The sequence below is a fragment of the Bradyrhizobium sp. UFLA06-06 genome (genome assembly GCF_054820065.1).
The window spans coordinates 97525-112722 of sequence record NZ_JADFUD010000009.1; the positions used below are offsets into that span (position 1 = coordinate 97525).

13 protein-coding genes are annotated in these 15198 nt (G+C 64.3%); 6 read left to right on the forward strand and 7 right to left on the reverse strand.

Going from position 1 to position 15198, the window contains the following annotated elements; genetic code table 11:
• Positions 1–72: 72 nt before the first annotated feature.
• Entirely contained in the window at positions 73–1878 is a 1806-nt protein-coding gene (locus IF803_RS10470; RefSeq protein WP_461192088.1) for a winged helix-turn-helix domain-containing protein, read from the forward strand.
• On the opposite strand, the gene IF803_RS10475 is transcribed toward IF803_RS10470, so the two are convergent.
• Positions 1879–2607, reverse strand: a complete 729-nt coding sequence (locus tag IF803_RS10475) for an NUDIX hydrolase (RefSeq protein WP_461192089.1) — start codon at positions 2605–2607, stop codon at positions 1879–1881.
• A 193-nt stretch (positions 2608–2800) separates the two neighbouring features.
• Positions 2801–3667, reverse strand: coding sequence for an archaetidylserine decarboxylase (gene asd, locus IF803_RS10480; RefSeq protein WP_461192090.1), 867 nt, complete (start codon positions 3665–3667; stop codon positions 2801–2803).
• A 34-nt stretch (positions 3668–3701) separates the two neighbouring features.
• Here asd and IF803_RS10485 point away from each other — a divergent pair, with 34 nt between their 5' ends.
• Positions 3702–5366: an aminotransferase class III-fold pyridoxal phosphate-dependent enzyme gene (locus tag IF803_RS10485; protein WP_461192091.1), complete on the forward strand. Its 1665-nt coding sequence runs from the start codon at positions 3702–3704 to the stop codon at positions 5364–5366.
• 408 nt (positions 5367–5774) lie between these two features.
• On the opposite strand, the gene IF803_RS10490 is transcribed toward IF803_RS10485, so the two are convergent.
• The 3 genes from IF803_RS10490 to IF803_RS10500 form a co-directional block, all read right to left on the reverse strand.
• Entirely contained in the window at positions 5775–6392 is a 618-nt protein-coding gene (locus tag IF803_RS10490) for a hypothetical protein (RefSeq protein WP_461192092.1), read from the reverse strand.
• A 246-nt stretch (positions 6393–6638) separates the two neighbouring features.
• Complete coding sequence (locus IF803_RS10495; RefSeq protein WP_461192093.1) at positions 6639–7328, reverse strand: class I SAM-dependent methyltransferase; 690 nt, start codon at positions 7326–7328, stop codon at positions 6639–6641.
• A 33-nt stretch (positions 7329–7361) separates the two neighbouring features.
• The gene (locus IF803_RS10500) at positions 7362–8417 is read right to left on the reverse strand and encodes a glycosyltransferase family 4 protein (RefSeq protein ID WP_461192094.1); all 1056 of its coding nucleotides are present in this window, start codon (positions 8415–8417) and stop codon (positions 7362–7364) included.
• A gap of 138 nt (positions 8418–8555) precedes the next feature.
• Here IF803_RS10500 and IF803_RS10505 point away from each other — a divergent pair, with 138 nt between their 5' ends.
• The gene (locus IF803_RS10505) at positions 8556–9938 is read left to right on the forward strand and encodes a TAXI family TRAP transporter solute-binding subunit (protein ID WP_461192095.1); all 1383 of its coding nucleotides are present in this window, start codon (positions 8556–8558) and stop codon (positions 9936–9938) included.
• Between the two features lie 162 nt (positions 9939–10100).
• Here the strand turns inward: IF803_RS10505 and IF803_RS10510 are convergent, their stop codons facing one another.
• Entirely contained in the window at positions 10101–10676 is a 576-nt protein-coding gene (locus tag IF803_RS10510) for a VOC family protein (protein WP_080686824.1), read from the reverse strand.
• Between the two features lie 134 nt (positions 10677–10810).
• Here IF803_RS10510 and IF803_RS10515 point away from each other — a divergent pair, with 134 nt between their 5' ends.
• Together IF803_RS10515 and IF803_RS10520 are read left to right on the forward strand one after the other, a co-directional pair.
• Positions 10811–11791, forward strand: coding sequence for an AraC family transcriptional regulator (locus IF803_RS10515; RefSeq protein WP_461192096.1), 981 nt, complete (start codon positions 10811–10813; stop codon positions 11789–11791).
• Between the two features lie 315 nt (positions 11792–12106).
• The gene (locus IF803_RS10520) at positions 12107–12889 is read left to right on the forward strand and encodes a sulfite exporter TauE/SafE family protein (protein ID WP_461192097.1); all 783 of its coding nucleotides are present in this window, start codon (positions 12107–12109) and stop codon (positions 12887–12889) included.
• Between the two features lie 23 nt (positions 12890–12912).
• Here IF803_RS10520 and IF803_RS10525 read toward each other — a convergent pair whose 3' ends face one another.
• The gene (locus tag IF803_RS10525) at positions 12913–14136 is read right to left on the reverse strand and encodes an acyltransferase family protein (protein ID WP_461192098.1); all 1224 of its coding nucleotides are present in this window, start codon (positions 14134–14136) and stop codon (positions 12913–12915) included.
• Positions 14137–14386: 250 nt separating this feature from the next.
• Here IF803_RS10525 and IF803_RS10530 point away from each other — a divergent pair, with 250 nt between their 5' ends.
• Positions 14387–15076 carry a L,D-transpeptidase gene (locus IF803_RS10530; RefSeq protein ID WP_461192099.1) on the forward strand — a complete coding sequence of 230 codons (690 nt, stop codon included), beginning with the start codon at positions 14387–14389 and terminating at the stop codon, positions 15074–15076.
• The last annotated feature ends 122 nt before the right edge of the window (positions 15077–15198 follow it).

The window sequence follows — 15198 nt, forward strand, 5'->3', positions numbered from 1 at the left end:
GCGGACTGATCATTGCCTGATCTTTGTCTGATCTTTGCCTGAACCTTTTCCGCCGAGCCCCAACTCATACACATGGCATTCTCATTTGGACTGTTCGAGCTTGATGAAGCTGGACGCGTGCTGCTGTGCGCGCGCCAAGAGGTCCCATTGCAGCCGCGTGTGTTCGATCTGCTGATCTATCTGGTTCGACACCGCGAGCGGGTCATCTCCAAGGAAGAACTCCTCGAAGCCGTCTGGCCGGATGTGACGGTCACCGACAACTCGCTGCAGCGGGCGGTGAGTGCGTTGCGCGCCGCGCTCCGCAACGGCGGCATGGACGGCGCGATCCGAAATCTGCCGGGCAAAGGCTATCGCTTTTTCCTCGAGTCGGAGATCAGACAGCCGGAACGCATCGACCCCAAGCAAGTCGATGGCACCGTCGGTGCAATCGGTCTCGCCCGACGCGCGGCGGCCGGACAATTGTGGTTGCAGGCAGCGACCCTGTTCGCGAGCGCGGATGAAAGCGGCCAGCTCAACGCTGAAGATTTCCACGATTGGGCTCTTGCCCTGCAGTGCCTCGGCAGGGCCACGGCAGCGATTCCGATTCTGGTTCGCGCGGTCGCCGCACGCAGCCAGGCCGGTGACGCGGCAGGCGCCACGGTCGACGCGATAGCACTCTCGGCTTTGCATTTCGAAAGCGGCCAGGCCGCGATCGGAAAGGGCTGGCTCGCGCGGGCGGAGGATTGGGCTTCAACGCTCGACGATCCCCCGACGACGGCCCTGGTGTTATGGATGAAGTCGAAACTGGCTGCTTTCGATGGCGAGCCGGAACAGGCGCTCGCGTTGGCCGATGCCGCCTACACCGCCGTCAGATACAAGGATGCGATCAATATCGAAGCGCTGAGCCTGGCCTATCGCGGCTTCTATCGGCTGTGCCTCGGCGACACACACGGAGGACTGGCCGATCAGGACCATGCCGCCGCAGTTGCGCTGTCCAGCAACAATCTGGACCCGATCATGGGCGGCAACCTCTACTGCAACATCCTCTGGGCCGCCCGGATGTTCGGAGATTGGGCACGCGCCGACCAGTGGACGCGGAGCTACCAGAATTTCTGCTCGGGCAGCGGCATGGAACTGACGGGCTCATGCCAGTTGCACCGCTCCGAGGTGCTCGGCATCCGAGGCTCGCTCGACGAAGCGCTGGCGCGCATTCGGGACGCGCTCGCGCGCCTGACCAGCGATGCGCCCTGGTCGCTGGGCGATGCCAACCGGGTGCTGGGCGATATTCAGGCGGCGATCGGCAATGACGACGCAGCGCTCGAAGCCTATGACAGGGCTTACACGCTGGGCTGGTGCCCGGAACCGGGCCGCGCCATGCTGCTGCTCGCAAGAGGCGAAGCGGAAGCCGCCTATGCCAGCCTCGAGCGGAGCCTGATCGGCAAGACCTGGTGGACGCTGCAGCGGCGCGGAATCCTGCTCGCGCATTTGGCGCTGGTTGCCGCGCACACGCATCGGACCGCTCGAGCGAAGGCATTGATCTGCGAACTTTCGGGAAGTCCGGATCGCTGGCCGATGCCCTCGATCCGCGCCCTCACCAACGAAGCGCAGGCGATCCTCGCGCTTTCCCGGCAGGATCATGAAACAGCCATGCGGCATCTCCATCTCGCTCGCCAGTTGTGGTCCAGCATCGAAGGGCGGGTTCAGATCGTGCGGCTGAGGCTTCAGATCTCCAGCCTCCAGCTGGAGCATGGAGACGTTCGCGGTGCCATGGCCGAAGTTCATGCGGCACAGCTTCTGGCGCGTGACCTGGGTTCGCCCAAGCGTCTTGCCGAGTGTCTTGCCTTGCAGCGCGACATTGACGCCTGGCAGCCAACGGCACGTCGTCAGATGTGCGGATGATCACGCCGCGCGACGCAGCCAGTCGCGCACGCGTTCGATCAGATTCTTGCGCGGCGCGGGCTGAGGTGCCGCGCCGGCTGGCACGACCTCGTGCACCAATGGCGGCGCTTGTTCAGGGATCACCGTCTCGGCGCCCCGCTCGGTCTCGGCAGCTGCATCGGGTGCGGCCGCCGGAACGTCTTGCGGCGCCATGGCCGGCGGATCGGGTTCGCTTTGCGCCAGCGGCGGCTGATCGATGGCCGGCGTCTCCGCCGGGGCAGCCGCATCGGCAACATCAGGCGCATCGGCGACCTCCTGCTCGTCGATGACCTGTGGCACTGCGGCTTCGCGACTCCGCCGGCGCTCTGCGGCCACGGCCCTTGCCCGCGCGCGCCGCTCGCGCTCGGCGAGCGCCGCGGCCTGCAAAGCGATCGGTCCGACATTTTCCAGGAACGCGCGCTCATAGCCGCGCGACAGACGCTCGAGCGCCGCATCGAGCGGCAGCCAGTCCACCTCGCGGATGTCGCTCATCAGCGCCCGCACCGGCTTGCCGCCGGCATCCATGCGCCAGTAGTGCACCACCTTGGAACGGCCACCTGAATCATAGACCAGCGTGCCGAGGAATTCGTGCACGTCGACGTCGTGGCCGGTTTCCTCAAGCACCTCGCGCTCGGCGGCGGCGCGCGGCGTCTCGCCGTCGTCGAGCTTGCCTTTCGGCAACACCCACTCATTGCGCTTGCGCAGGCGCACGACGGCAAAGCGCGGCGGTGTCTCCCGCCGCAGCACAATGCCTCCCGCCGCCAGAACAGGCGTCCGCGCCATCTCGTGTCCATCAGGTTTGCGATTTAGGATCGTCGCACGACGATCCCGACTATTCTAAGCATGATCTCGAAAAGTGGAAGCCGGTTTTCATGCTCAAACGATGAGCGCGATGGAAACAAGGCTACAATGGCTTGCGCAGCAGCGGCTCGCCGCATTTGATCCGCGTTCCCTCCGCGACATTTTCAGAGAATTCGAAATTGCCGGGCGCCAGCACGATAATCGTCGAGCCGTGCTCGAACCAGCCGAGCTCATCGCCCTTCTTCACATGCGCGTCACAGGAGAAATCCACCGGGCCCCGCGACTGCGCGTTCAGCGTGATGTCGAGGAAATGAAGGCGGAGGCTCGCCACCAGGATGGCGGCGACCGGAACCAGCGTCAGTGCCTCGCCGGTTGGAAGCTTCGCGCGCAGCACCGCGCGCTCGTTCTTGCAGAACAGCCGCTCGATCCGCTTCAGCGCGATCGGATTGACGTTCCAGACGTCGCCATGAATGAACGTCACCTTGTCGATGGCAAGATCATAGGGCGCGTGGAAACGGTGATACATGCTCGAGGTCAGCCGCAGCGTGACGAAGCAGCCGTTCCGGTGCTGCTCCACCAGCGCCGGATCGCCGACCAGATCGAGCAGCGAATAAGGCGCGCCCTTGACCTGGAACAATTGCCCGTGCTCGATCCGCCCATGCGCGCCGATGATCGCATCCGACGGGCTCGCGATGATGGCGGGATCGGCTGCGGCCGGACGCAGGCCGGGCTTGAGCTCGCGGGTGAAGCAATCATGCAGGCTCCTGAACTCGGTCTTTTTCGCCTCCGACAGATCGAGGTCGGAGAACAGCTTCCAGCAGGCGATCGAGGCGTCGCGCACCAGGGGGTTCTCGACCTTGGAGAACCAGCCCATGAAGCGGGTCAGCGCGGCGCGCGGAATCCGGTTGGTTAGCAGGAAATTGAGGTCTTCCTGCTGGGTGAATACCGAGATCAGGCCCTTGACTGTCATGAATCTGTTAGGTGCTGAGGCTAGCGCTTCTGTCATGGAAACATCCCTTCCGATTCTCTCGCTGTCCGCCGCCGCGCTTGCCGGCGCCGCCGCAGCTTTCCCCAAAATTCAGGCCCGCATCGCGCTGTCGCGTGCCAAGCACCGCTCGCTGACCGGACATTCCAAGATGTCCAAGATGGTCGCGCGCATGGTCCCGCACTACGAATTCGACATCGACGACTTCTTCCGCTCCGACGGCGCGCCGAAGGACATCGCGATGCAGCGCCAGGACGGCTTCTTCCGCCTCGCCGGCCTCTACGGGGATCGCTACCCCAAGGGCCGCGCGCTGACCGCCGAGGTGACGGAGCGCATCTCCGACCTGCAGTTCACCGAAACCTACCGCGTGCCGTTCCAGTACAGCCGCCTGGTGCGCGAACATCTCGGCACCTCGGCGTTCGTCGAGGCCTCCAGCGGCGTCACTGTCACCGACGTCGACGGCAATGTGTTCTACGACCTGACCGGCTCCTACGGCGTCAACATCTTCGGCAACGACTTCTACAAGGAGTGCATCGCCGAGGGTGAGAAGCGCGCGCACGCGCTCGGCCCCGTGCTCGGCCCCTACCACCCGGTCATTGCCGACAACGTCAAGCGGCTCTGCGAGCTGTCCGGCCTCGACGAGGTCTCGTTCCACATGTCCGGCACCGAGGCCGTGATGCAGGCGGTGCGGCTCGCGCGCTACCACACCAGGCGCAAGCGCCTCGTGCGCTTCGCCGGCGCCTATCATGGCTGGTGGGGCGACGTGCAGCCCGGCGTCGGCAATCCGGTGTCGCCGCACGAAACCTTCACGCTCGCCGATATGTCGGAGAAGACGCTGCACGTGCTGCGGACGCGCAACGACATCGCCTGTGTGCTGGTCAACCCGCTGCAGGCGCTGCATCCGAATTCCAACGCGCCCGGCGATTCCGCGCTGGTCGATAGCTCGCGCTCCTCCAAATACGACCGCGCCGCCTACACCGAATGGCTGAAGAAGCTGCGCGAGGTGTGCACCGAACGCGGCATCGTCCTGATCTTCGACGAGGTGTTCGTCGGCTTCCGCCTCGCCGCCGGCGGCGCCCAGGAATATTTCGGCGTCAAGGCCGACATGGCGACCTACGGCAAGAGCCTCGCCGGCGGGCTTCCGGTCGGCGTGGTGTGCGGCCGCAAGGATTTGATGCGGCGCTTCCGCGACGACCGCCCGGCCGACATCTGCTTTGCTCGCGGCACCTTCAACTCGCATCCCTATGTGATGACGGCGATGGACGAGTTCCTGAGCCGGCTCGCCAGCCCGAACTTCCGCTCGATCTACAACGGGCTGGACGAGACCTGGAACGGCCGTGCCAAGGCGCTCAACGACCGGCTCAAAGCCGCGGGCCTTCCGGTTCGCGTCGGCAACATCTCGTCGATCTGGACCGTCTATTACACCGAGCCGTCCCGCTACAACTGGATGCTGCAATACTATCTGCGGGCCGAGGGACTGGCGCTGAGCTGGGTCGGCACCGGCCGCCTGATCTTCACCCTCAACTACACCGACGCCGACTTCGCCGAGGTCAGCGACCGCTTCATCGCGGCAGCCGAGAAGATGAAGCGCGACGGCTGGTGGTGGCATAAGCCCGGCCTGACCAACAAGAACATCAAGCGCCAGATCCTGAAGGAGATGGTCGCCGTGAGGTTCGGCCGCTGAGCACACCGTCATTCCGGGGCGATGCACAGCATCGAACCCGGAATCTCGAGATTCCGGGTTCGCTCGCTGGCGCGATCGCCCCGGAATGACGGCGTTTAGGTCGTCACCGTGAAGTTCAGGCGCTGAGGCAACGCGCGGCCCTCCTACTCCCTCGCCCCGCCCTTGCGGGGAGAGGGTTGGGGTGAGGGGCTGCATCCACAAAATCGGTGACAGACGAACTCGCGGTAAGCCCCCCTCACCCGGATTGCATCTATCGATGCAATCCGACCTCTCCCCGCAAGCGGGGCGAGGTGAAGTGCGTGCGCGGCCGAAAGCGCTCAACAAGTGAATATCCGCCGTAACCCTAGGAACGTAGATGCCCGGGACGAGCCCGGGCATGACGCAGATTGATGACGCTGGGAGCAACGATCAGGCGTGCTTGACGTGCTTCTCGAGACCCGGATCGATCAGTTCGCCCTTCATCAGGAACAACGGCGCCTTGTGATAGAGCTTCAGGTCGTTGAACGGGTCGGTGATGATCTTGGTCATCCAGACGAGGCCGGTTTCGACGTCGCGGATGAAGAACAAATGGATGGTGCGGAACAGCAAGCCGCCAATGCCGACCACGAGCCAGATCTTGGCCACCTGGCGGGTGAAGTCGCCCATCGTGACCCAGGGCTTGAACAGGCCGAACAGCGTCGGATCGAAGTACAGCACCATCGGCGACAGCGCCCAAATCGCCATCAGCACGACCTTGCGCTGCAGATTGTAGCCGACCTTGATGTCTTCCTTGTGCTCGTGGGTCGCCTGGTTGACGTGGTCGTAGCCCTTCGGCTCGAAGAAGAAGTGACCGGCCTGGCGCGAGGTCATCGAGACCAGCCAGCCGACCAGTGCCGACACGACCGGATCGAAGAACAGCATCACATAGGCGAACAGGAAGCTCAGCGCGCTGACGAAGTGCAGGCTCTGGTTGATCCGGCTGTGATGGTAGAAGCGATGGTCATCCCAGCGCTGGGTACGCAGCTCTTGCAGGAAATTCTTGATCATTGGTTCCCCCAACATCTTTCGGGACAGGATTTACAGGGATTCGATGTATCGCGTGTGACATCATCATAATGACATATGACAATGCGGAGCGACGCCTTGACGCAACTTCAACCTCTCCCCTCATCCTGAGGAGCTTGCGCAGCAAGCGTCTCGAAGGATGAGGCCGAGGATCGACACCGTGGCCTCATGGTTCGAGACGGCGCAGTGCGCCTCCTCACCATGAGGATCAAGGGCGACTACGCCGCCTCAGGCGGCTTTGGCAACATCCGCCTTGCGGAAGCGGACCAGCGAGAAATGGCCGAGCGGCGGAATCAGGCGGCGCTCCGCGAGCTCCATGCCGCGCGCGCCGGCGAGCCATTTGGTGTAGCGCGACCAGGCGAATTCGGCGGTCCGGAACCCGAGCGGGCGCACCACCGGCTGCAGCTTCTGCTCGATGAAGCGGCGGACGCCGGCATCGGCGCTGACGCGGGTTAGGATGATCAGTTCGCCGCCCGGACGCACCACGCGGGCGAACTCGTCGAGCGCGGCTTCGGGGTTCGGCACCGCCGACAGCACATACTGCGCCATCACCACGTCGAACGAATTGTCGGGGAATTCGAGCTTCTCGGCGTCCATCACCGCAAGGCCCTCGACATTCTTCAGGCCCTGCTCGGTGACCCGCTTCTTGGCCTTCTCGAGCATCGCCTCGGAGATGTCGGTGCCGAAGATGCGGACGTTCGGGCTGTAGAGCGGCAGCGAGATGCCGGTGCCGACGCCGACCTCGAGCACCCGGCCGCCGATCTTGTTGGTGGCCTGGATCGCGGCCTGCCGGCCCTTGCTGAACACACCGCCAAACACGAGGTCGTAGATCGGCGCCCAGCGGTCATAGGCCTGCTCGACCGTCTCGCGGTCGAAGTCCAGGGAACGGTCGGCACCCAGCTTGATGATTTCAGCCATAGATCGTCTCTCGTCTCTCGTTCGATTGAGCTGTTAATTCGGAACCGCACTGCGGCCGGCAACGCGGCGGGCGGGCCGCGGCGCGCGGCTCGGCTGCAGCGTGGCCAGATTGCCGATGAACTGACGCGCACTGTTTTCCCAGGAACGCTCCAGCGCAAAATTGCGGCAGACCGCGCGCGACATCGTCAGCGCGCGCAGGCAGGCGCTGCGCAGGTCGTTGTCGATCGCGCCGATCGGATGGTTGGCAATGACGTCCTTCGGGCCGGTGACCGGGAATGCCGCGACCGGCGTGCCGCAGGCCAGCGCCTCGAGCTGCACGACGCCGAAGGTGTCGGTCAGGCTCGGGAACACGAAGACGTCGGCGGCGGCGAGGTGCGAGGTCAAATCCTGCCCCTTCTTCTCGCCAAGGAAAATCGCGTCGGGATATTTCTGTTCCAATGCCGTCCTTTGCGGGCCATCGCCGACCACGACCTTGGAGCCCGGCAGGTCCAGTGACAGGAAGGCGTCGAGGTTCTTCTCCACCGCGACGCGGCCCATGGTCATGAAGATCGGCCGCGGCAGATCGAGCACCGCCGGCTGGTCCGGATTGAAGATCCTGGTGTCGACGCCGCGGGTCCAGAAGCCGAGCCTGCGGAAGCCGCGCTCGGCGAGCTCTGACCGCAGCGAGTCGGTTGCGACCATCGTCATCGAGCCGGCGGCGTGGAAGTGGCGCAGCACCGCATAGCCGACGCTGTCGGGAATGCCGGTACGAACCGAAACATATTCCGGGAAGCGCGTTGTATAGGATGTGGTGAAGGCGAGCTTGTTGCGCCGGCAATAGCCGCGCACCGCCCAGCCGATCGGCCCTTCGGTCGCGATGTGGATCGCCTCGGGCGCGGCCTCCTCGATGCGGCGCGCGATCTCGCGGCGGTTCGGCAACGCCACGCGCAGGCCCGGATAGGTCGGCACGCCGACCGAGCGGAAACCGTCGGGAGTGAGGAATTCGATCTCGGCGCCGAGCCCGGCTGCGCTGCGCGCAAGCGACGTCAGCGTCCGGACCACGCCGTTGACTTGCGGATGCCAGGCATCGGTCGCAACGAGTATGCGCATTGCAGGAGATCCAAATCGTTAATCTTGATTCTGCTCGCACGACGTTCTGACATGGATGTTTCAAACGTATGACGTCATCGAAATGTTAGGTTGTTTTTCCCGGCAAACGGCCGGTTTTTCGTGTAACGTGACAGTCAGATGTCAGAGCAGAGTGAAAATCCCGGCGCCAAGCGCCGCAGGCTCAGGCGACGAAACTCGTCGCTGCTGATCCTTGCGGCCGGCATGCTTGTGTTCGGTCTCGCCGCCGGCGCGCTGTATTACGCGCTGCGTCCGGTGACGCTCGCGATCGCGGTCGGCCCGACCGGCAGCGAGGACGTCAAGCTGATCCAGGGTTTCGCCCAGGCCTTTGCGCACGACGGCAGCTCGGTGCGGCTGAAGCCGGTCACGACGCAGGGCTCCGCCGAGAGCATCGCGCTGTTCATGGCGAACAAGGTCGACCTCGCGGTGGTGCGCGGCGACCTCGATCTGCCCGCGAGCGCCGAGTCGGTTGCGATCCTGCGCAAGAATGTCGTCGTGCTGTGGGCGCCCTCGGGCGCCAAGGGCAAGCGGCGGTCCGCGAAGATCAAGAGCATCGACGACCTCGCCGGCCACAAGGTCGGTGTGGTCGGCAGCACCCAAGCCAACGTCACGCTGCTGCGTGTGATCCTGACCGAGTCCGGCGTCAACCCCGACAAGGTCGCGGTCAGCCAGTTCGCCGTCAACAAGATCGCCGACCTCGCGCGCGACCCCTCGCTTGATGCCTACATGACCGTCGGCCCGCTCGACAGCAAGATAACGGCGGAAGCGATTACGGCGACGGCGGCCGCGCGCGGCGAGCCGGTCTTCCTCCCGATCGACGTCTCGGAAGCGATCGCGCAGAAGCATCCGCGCTATGAGTCCGAGGAGATCGCCGGCAGCATCTTCTCCTCGTCGCCGGCGCGGCCCGAGGACAAGGTCGAGACCGTCAGCGTCAATCACCTCATCATCGCGCAACATGCGCTGAGCGAGGCGACCGTCGGCGCGCTCGACCGGCAGCTGTTCACGCTGCGCCTCCAGGTCGCGCGCGATCTGCCGGCGGCGGCAAAGATCGAGAAGCCCGACACCGACAAGGACGCCGCGCTGCCGGCGCATCAGGGCGCGGCCGCCTATATCGACGGCACCGAGCGCACCTTCCTCGAAAAATACTCCGATTACATCTGGGGCGGCATCCTGCTGCTCTCCGGCCTCGGCTCGGCCGGCGCCTGGCTGCGCCACTACGTGAAGCGCGACGAGCGCGAGCACTACATCACCCATCGCGACAATCTGCTGACCCTGATCTCGCAGGTGCGCGGCGCCGAGACGCCGGAGCAGCTCGCGGCCATGCAGGGCGACGCGGATGCCCTGTTGCGCGAGGCGCTCGACTGCTACGACGACGGCGCGATCGAGGAAGGCGACCTCTCGGTGATCGGGCTAACGCTCGAGCAATTCCATCACGCCGTCTCCGACCGCCGCGCCGTGATCAACGGCGACAAGCCGGGCCTGCCGCGGATGCGCGCCGGCTAGAGCACTGACTCGTAAATCGGGGTGCTTGGGTCAGGCGCGCCTGATGTCCGCTTGTCCACAGTAGCGGCCAAATAGCGGACTTCGCCGGAGGTCGCAAAAGGGCAACAGCAGACCTTCGCGGACAAGGTTTTTTGCCTACCGCGGGTAGGACGAAGCTCTCGCCTATACACCAAACACTGGAACGTCAGTGCGATCTATCAACGCCTCTGCGCCTTCGCTCGGCCGGAGCTCGGCGAAGTTCAGTGCAGCATCAATGTCGTTCTCCCAGACTTCGCGCGGGAGATCGTACACCAGCTCCACACCGTAGCCGTTGGGATCATGAATATAGAGGCTGTGCGTCATCCCGTGGTCGATGCGCCGGTCGAACTTCACGCCCTTGGCCTGAAGATACGAGAGCCGGCTCAGCCAAGCCTCGCGGGTCGGAAATGTAATCGCGATATGATTGATCGCGATTGGCAAGTCCCACATCTTCCATTCCGCGGGTGGCGGCGGCAGGTTCGGATTCTCCACGAGCGCAAGATCATGGTGATGGACGCCGCCGATGTCCGTGCCGCTATAGAACCACATTCTCGGGGTTGGCGGCCGGCCAGGCCGCGGTCGGAATTCACCAACTTGCCGTAATCCGACGACCTCGGTCCAGAACTGATGGCTCTCGTCCATGTTGCGAACGTTGAGCGCGATGTGGTTCACGCTAACCGGCGCAGCCGGCCGCTCGCTTGCTGTCTCCGCTGATTCCATTGCAGCGTTTCCCTGGCGTTTTTCGGGCCTGAAAAGGCTTCTGGTGCTGCAATTTGTACCCCGTGCGCGACTGTACTGGTATGCTCCCCTGTCTGCTTTTCTTGCTCGATCGTCCGAGACGAGGAGGCGCCGCAATGGATGTTCTCTCAGATGTGCTGAAGACAGTGCGTCTGACCGGCGCTGTCTTCTTCGAACGCCATCTTCACGCGCCTTGGGTCGGTGAGTCACCGCCCTCGGCCGCCATCGCATCGATGGTCATGCCGGAGGCCGAACATGTGATCAGCTTCCACGCCATCCTGTCGGGCTCTTGCTGGGCCGGATTGGCGGGGAATTCTGATTCGTCCATGCGCTTCAATGCGGGGGATATCGTCATCTACCCGATGGGTGATGCCAACGTCCTGAGCTCCGCGCCGGGCATGCGCGGTCTTCCTGACCTCCAGGATTACGCGCGGCCGAAAGATCGGCCCTTGCCGATCGTGACCCGTCTCGACAACGACAGCGCCGACTACTGCCACCTGGTTTGCGGCTATTTCGGCTGCGATGCGCGGCCATTCAATCCGTTGCTCGAAGCGCTGCCCCGCATGCTGCTCAGCCAAATGTCTGCTGCAGCGCGGGGCTGGTTATCCAACCTGCTTCGGCTCGCAGCCGAAGAGGCCGGTCGCGGCGGCGCCGGTAGCGAAAGTTTGCTCGCCAGGCTTGCCGAGCTGATGTTCGTCGAGGTCGTCCGCCAGTACATCATCCATCTCCCTGAAGATTCGAAGGGTTGGCTGTCCGGGCTAAAGCACCGACAGGTTGGACATGCGCTACGGCTCATCCACGGGAATCCGGAAAGGCCGTGGACGCTCGCTGAACTTGCTCGCGAAGTCGGCCTTTCGCGATCAGTCTTTGCCGATCGCTTCGCGCACTATGTTGGTGTTTCGCCGATGCATTATCTCGGCCGCTGGCGCATGCAACTCGCAGTCCGACATCTGGCCATCCCAGGCATCAGCGTTGCACAGGTGGGAGCGGAGGTCGGTTACGAATCCGAGGCAGCCTTCAACCGCGCCTTCAAGAAACATGTTGGCGTACCACCGGGTTCATGGCGAAGAGGCAAATCATCGCCAGCTCCCGAATGAACCTATGCTATTCGACCGTGCCCGAGCTGGGTCATGAACGACAAAATTCAACGTGTAGATAATGGGGCTAACACCAAACTTGCCGCCAACGACCTGACCTTCGTTCAACTTGTGTCGATCAGGCTGCGGTTGCGCGCAAAGTAAATAAGCCCCCCCTAGAGTGCCTTCGAGCGAATTGCGCGCCGGCTCGCGTGAACCGAAGCCTCACACCGCAAGCGGCAGGCTGATATCAATTGCACCGAGAGCAATGTTTGGATTGCGCGTGCAGGCGCGCGTGGCCATGTTGAGTACCACCACAACGCTTCGCACGACACCATGATCACGTCCATCGTCGCTGACCTGCCCGCGCCGTTCGTGCTCGCGGTCGCCCTGGCCGGCGTCTTCCTGATTGCCTTCATGAAGGGCGCGTTCGGCGGCGGCTTTGCGATCGTCGGCATCCCGCTGCTGTCGCTGGCGATGGACCCGATCGCGGCGGGCGCGCTGCTGGCGCCGTTGTTCGTCGTCATGGACGTCACCGCGCTTCGGTTCTGGCGCCCGAGCACATGGTCGCGCATCGACCTCGCGATGCTGCTGCCGGCGCTCGTCGTCGGCATCGGCATCGGCTACTTCGTGCTGCGCGATCTCGACCGGCATGCCGTCGAGATCGTGATGGGCGTGGTGACGCTGGTGTTCACCGCGCTGTGGTTTCTCGGCGGCGGCGAGATCAAGCCGCGTCCGCGCTCGACGTTCAAGGCGACGTTCGCCGGCCTGTCCTCCGGCGTCACCACGATGGTGGCGCATTCGGGCGGGCCGCCGCTTGCGATCTGTCTGCTGCCGCTCGGCATGCCGAAGGCGCTTTACGCCGGCACCACCAGCCTGTTCTTCACGGTCGGCAACCTCTTGAAGGCAGGCCCGTGGCTCGTGCTCGCCACGCCGTCGCACAGCCTGTGGATGCTGATGGCGCTTTGCGTGCCGGCGGTGCCGGTCGGCGTCTGGGCCGGATGGCGGCTGCACGAACGTCTCGACCAGCGCGCGCTGTACCGCGCCTGCTACGCCATTCTGGTCATCACCGCCGCCAAGCTGCTGTGGGACGGATTGGCCGGATATCTCAGCTCCTGAACAGCGAAAGTGCTGGCTCCTCGTCAGGAGGACTGCCTGCTGCGGACGGCGTTCGCGGCAACGGCAAGCGGCGCAATGTCTGGACGCGTCGCGACCGCGTCGTCCGGCGCAAGGCGCTGGCGCGCCACGAACGAGAAGCGGCTGCGCAGTTTCAGGATCGGCTTCTCGATCCAGTGCCAGGAGAACGCGGCGAACAGCGTGATCAGCAGCAGCGCGATCGCGAACTGAACGATCACGGGCGCGTGCGGCAGCCATACCCGCACCACCTGCTGCACCGGAAATCCGTAGAGATAGATGCCGTAGGAATAGTCGCCGCGCGAGACCAGCGGCAGCCGCGGCAGCTTCGAGACGCCGAGATACGCGGTGATATAGACCAGCGCCGGGGCGATCAGAAGATTGAGCACCGGCTGGCTCATCCAGTCCGCCGGACCGAGCAGCGCGGCGCCCGCGCAGAGCGCGCAGCACGCGGCGAGAAGCCATCCGTTGTAGGGAACGCGGTCACGATAGAGATAGATCGCGATGCCGAGCATGAACGCGACCGGCAGCTTCGCGCCGCGTCCGAGGAACGGCGCCGTGCTGAAGATCCTGTCATGCAGCGTGCCGGCGACGCCGGCGGGCAGTTGCGACGATTGCGCGCTATGCCCGGTGAGTGCAAGCGCAAGGCCGATGCCGACCAGCACGAGCGCACCGAGCACGATGAGCGGCGGCTCGCGCAACAGGCCGAACAGGATGAACATCGTCATCAGCGCGTAACAGCCATATTCGAACGGCACCGTCCACAGCGAGCTGTTGACCTCCGGCGCGGGATTGCCGCTGAACACGCCGGGCAGAACGTAGTTCACGAGGCCGATGATGTTGGTGAAGTATTTGTAGGTGCCGAAATTGGTGAAGTAGTCGTGCAGCGGCAGCGCGGTGAAGATCGGTCCGAGGATGAGTGCCGACAGCACGATCTCGACCGCAAGCGCCGGAATGATCCGCATGCCGCGATTGGTGAGAAATTCCTTCAGGGAAAGCCGCAGCCCGCTCGCCGCGATGAGAAACCCGCTCAGCGCGAAGAACATCACGAGAATGGCGTAGTGCGGAAACCAGGCGATCCACGCCTGCTCGCCGTCGCCACTGCCGCTCGCGACATAGGGCGCGTGGGCGGCGACGACGGAAATCGCCAGTGCGATACGGAGAAAATCGAACCCCGGGCCGAAGCCCTTCTGCCGATCCAGCATGCTGCCGATCGTGTGCCCCAGCATCATTTCCACTCCATTCCGAAACAATGCGCTGGGACAGCAAGCGCCGTGCCAGGAAGACTGTCTTGCGGCGGTACACCCCCTTCCCGGCAACCTCGCCTTAACCGTGCGACGAAACACGCACGAAACAATTCCCTAACGGCACGAAACCATTTTGGCGATTTCGTGCAAACGTCCTGAAACGCCTCACCTGTACTGCTTTGACCCAACGACGCGCCGGAACTGGCGCGCAGGGCGCAAACAACAGGGGTCGACAATGTTCAATTCCATCAAGCTGAACTCGCGTCTCGCTGCCGCCGCCTTCGGTGCGCTGGCGATTGGCACCGTCGCATTCGCAAATACCGCAGTGGCCGCTCCGCTGCCGATGTTCCCCTTCATCCTGACGCCGCCGACCGAGGCCGTGCAGCCGCCGGTGCAGTCGATGCCGCAGGCGCAGGAGGAAGACCGTTCCGTCGAGTTGCCCGCCCGCCTGCGCCGCCAGGTCGTCGCCTATCCGACGCGCGAGGCGCCCGGCACCATCATCATCGACACCCCGCACACCTATCTCTATCTCGTGCTCGGCAACGGCCAGGCCATGCGCTACGGCATCGGCATCGGCCGCGACGGCTTCACCTGGTCGGGCACCCAGACCATCACCAAGAAGGCGGAGTGGCCGGATTGGACGCCCCCGCCGGAAATGATCGCCCGCCAGCCCTATCTGCCGCGCCACATGGCCGGCGGCCCCGGCAATCCGCTCGGCGCCCGCGCCATGTATCTCGGCGGCACCATCTACCGCATCCACGGCACCAACGCGCCGGAGACGATAGGCACCCGCGTGTCCTCCGGTTGCCTGCGCCTGACCAATGCAGATGTCTCCGACCTCTATTCGCGGGTCAGCGTCGGCACCAAGGTGATCGTGCTGCCGATGACCGACCGCCGCGCCGATCTCGGCTCGGCCGTCCGCTAAGTCCCTCCCCTCCAAGGCGTGCCTTATTAAAGGCGTCCTCGACGACGGCTCCGGCACCTCGTGCCGGGGCCGTTGCCGCGTTCATCAACCTTAACGCCTTCCGCCCCTGAAGCAGCTTGATC

Coding starts and splice junctions, on each gene's coding strand:
- IF803_RS10470 (WP_461192088.1), top strand. CDS start 73: ATGGCATTCTCATTTGGACTGTTCGAGCTTGATGAAGCTGGACGCGTG.
- asd (WP_461192090.1), bottom strand. CDS start 3,667: ATGACAGTCAAGGGCCTGATCTCGGTATTCACCCAGCAGGAAGACCTC.
- IF803_RS10485 (WP_461192091.1), top strand. CDS start 3,702: ATGGAAACATCCCTTCCGATTCTCTCGCTGTCCGCCGCCGCGCTTGCC.
- IF803_RS10490 (WP_461192092.1), bottom strand. CDS start 6,392: ATGATCAAGAATTTCCTGCAAGAGCTGCGTACCCAGCGCTGGGATGAC.
- IF803_RS10495 (WP_461192093.1), bottom strand. CDS start 7,328: ATGGCTGAAATCATCAAGCTGGGTGCCGACCGTTCCCTGGACTTCGAC.
- IF803_RS10500 (WP_461192094.1), bottom strand. CDS start 8,417: ATGCGCATACTCGTTGCGACCGATGCCTGGCATCCGCAAGTCAACGGC.
- IF803_RS10505 (WP_461192095.1), top strand. CDS start 8,556: ATGTCAGAGCAGAGTGAAAATCCCGGCGCCAAGCGCCGCAGGCTCAGG.
- IF803_RS10510 (WP_080686824.1), bottom strand. CDS start 10,676: ATGGAATCAGCGGAGACAGCAAGCGAGCGGCCGGCTGCGCCGGTTAGC.
- IF803_RS10515 (WP_461192096.1), top strand. CDS start 10,811: ATGGATGTTCTCTCAGATGTGCTGAAGACAGTGCGTCTGACCGGCGCT.
- IF803_RS10520 (WP_461192097.1), top strand. CDS start 12,107: ATGATCACGTCCATCGTCGCTGACCTGCCCGCGCCGTTCGTGCTCGCG.
- IF803_RS10525 (WP_461192098.1), bottom strand. CDS start 14,136: ATGATGCTGGGGCACACGATCGGCAGCATGCTGGATCGGCAGAAGGGC.
- IF803_RS10530 (WP_461192099.1), top strand. CDS start 14,387: ATGTTCAATTCCATCAAGCTGAACTCGCGTCTCGCTGCCGCCGCCTTC.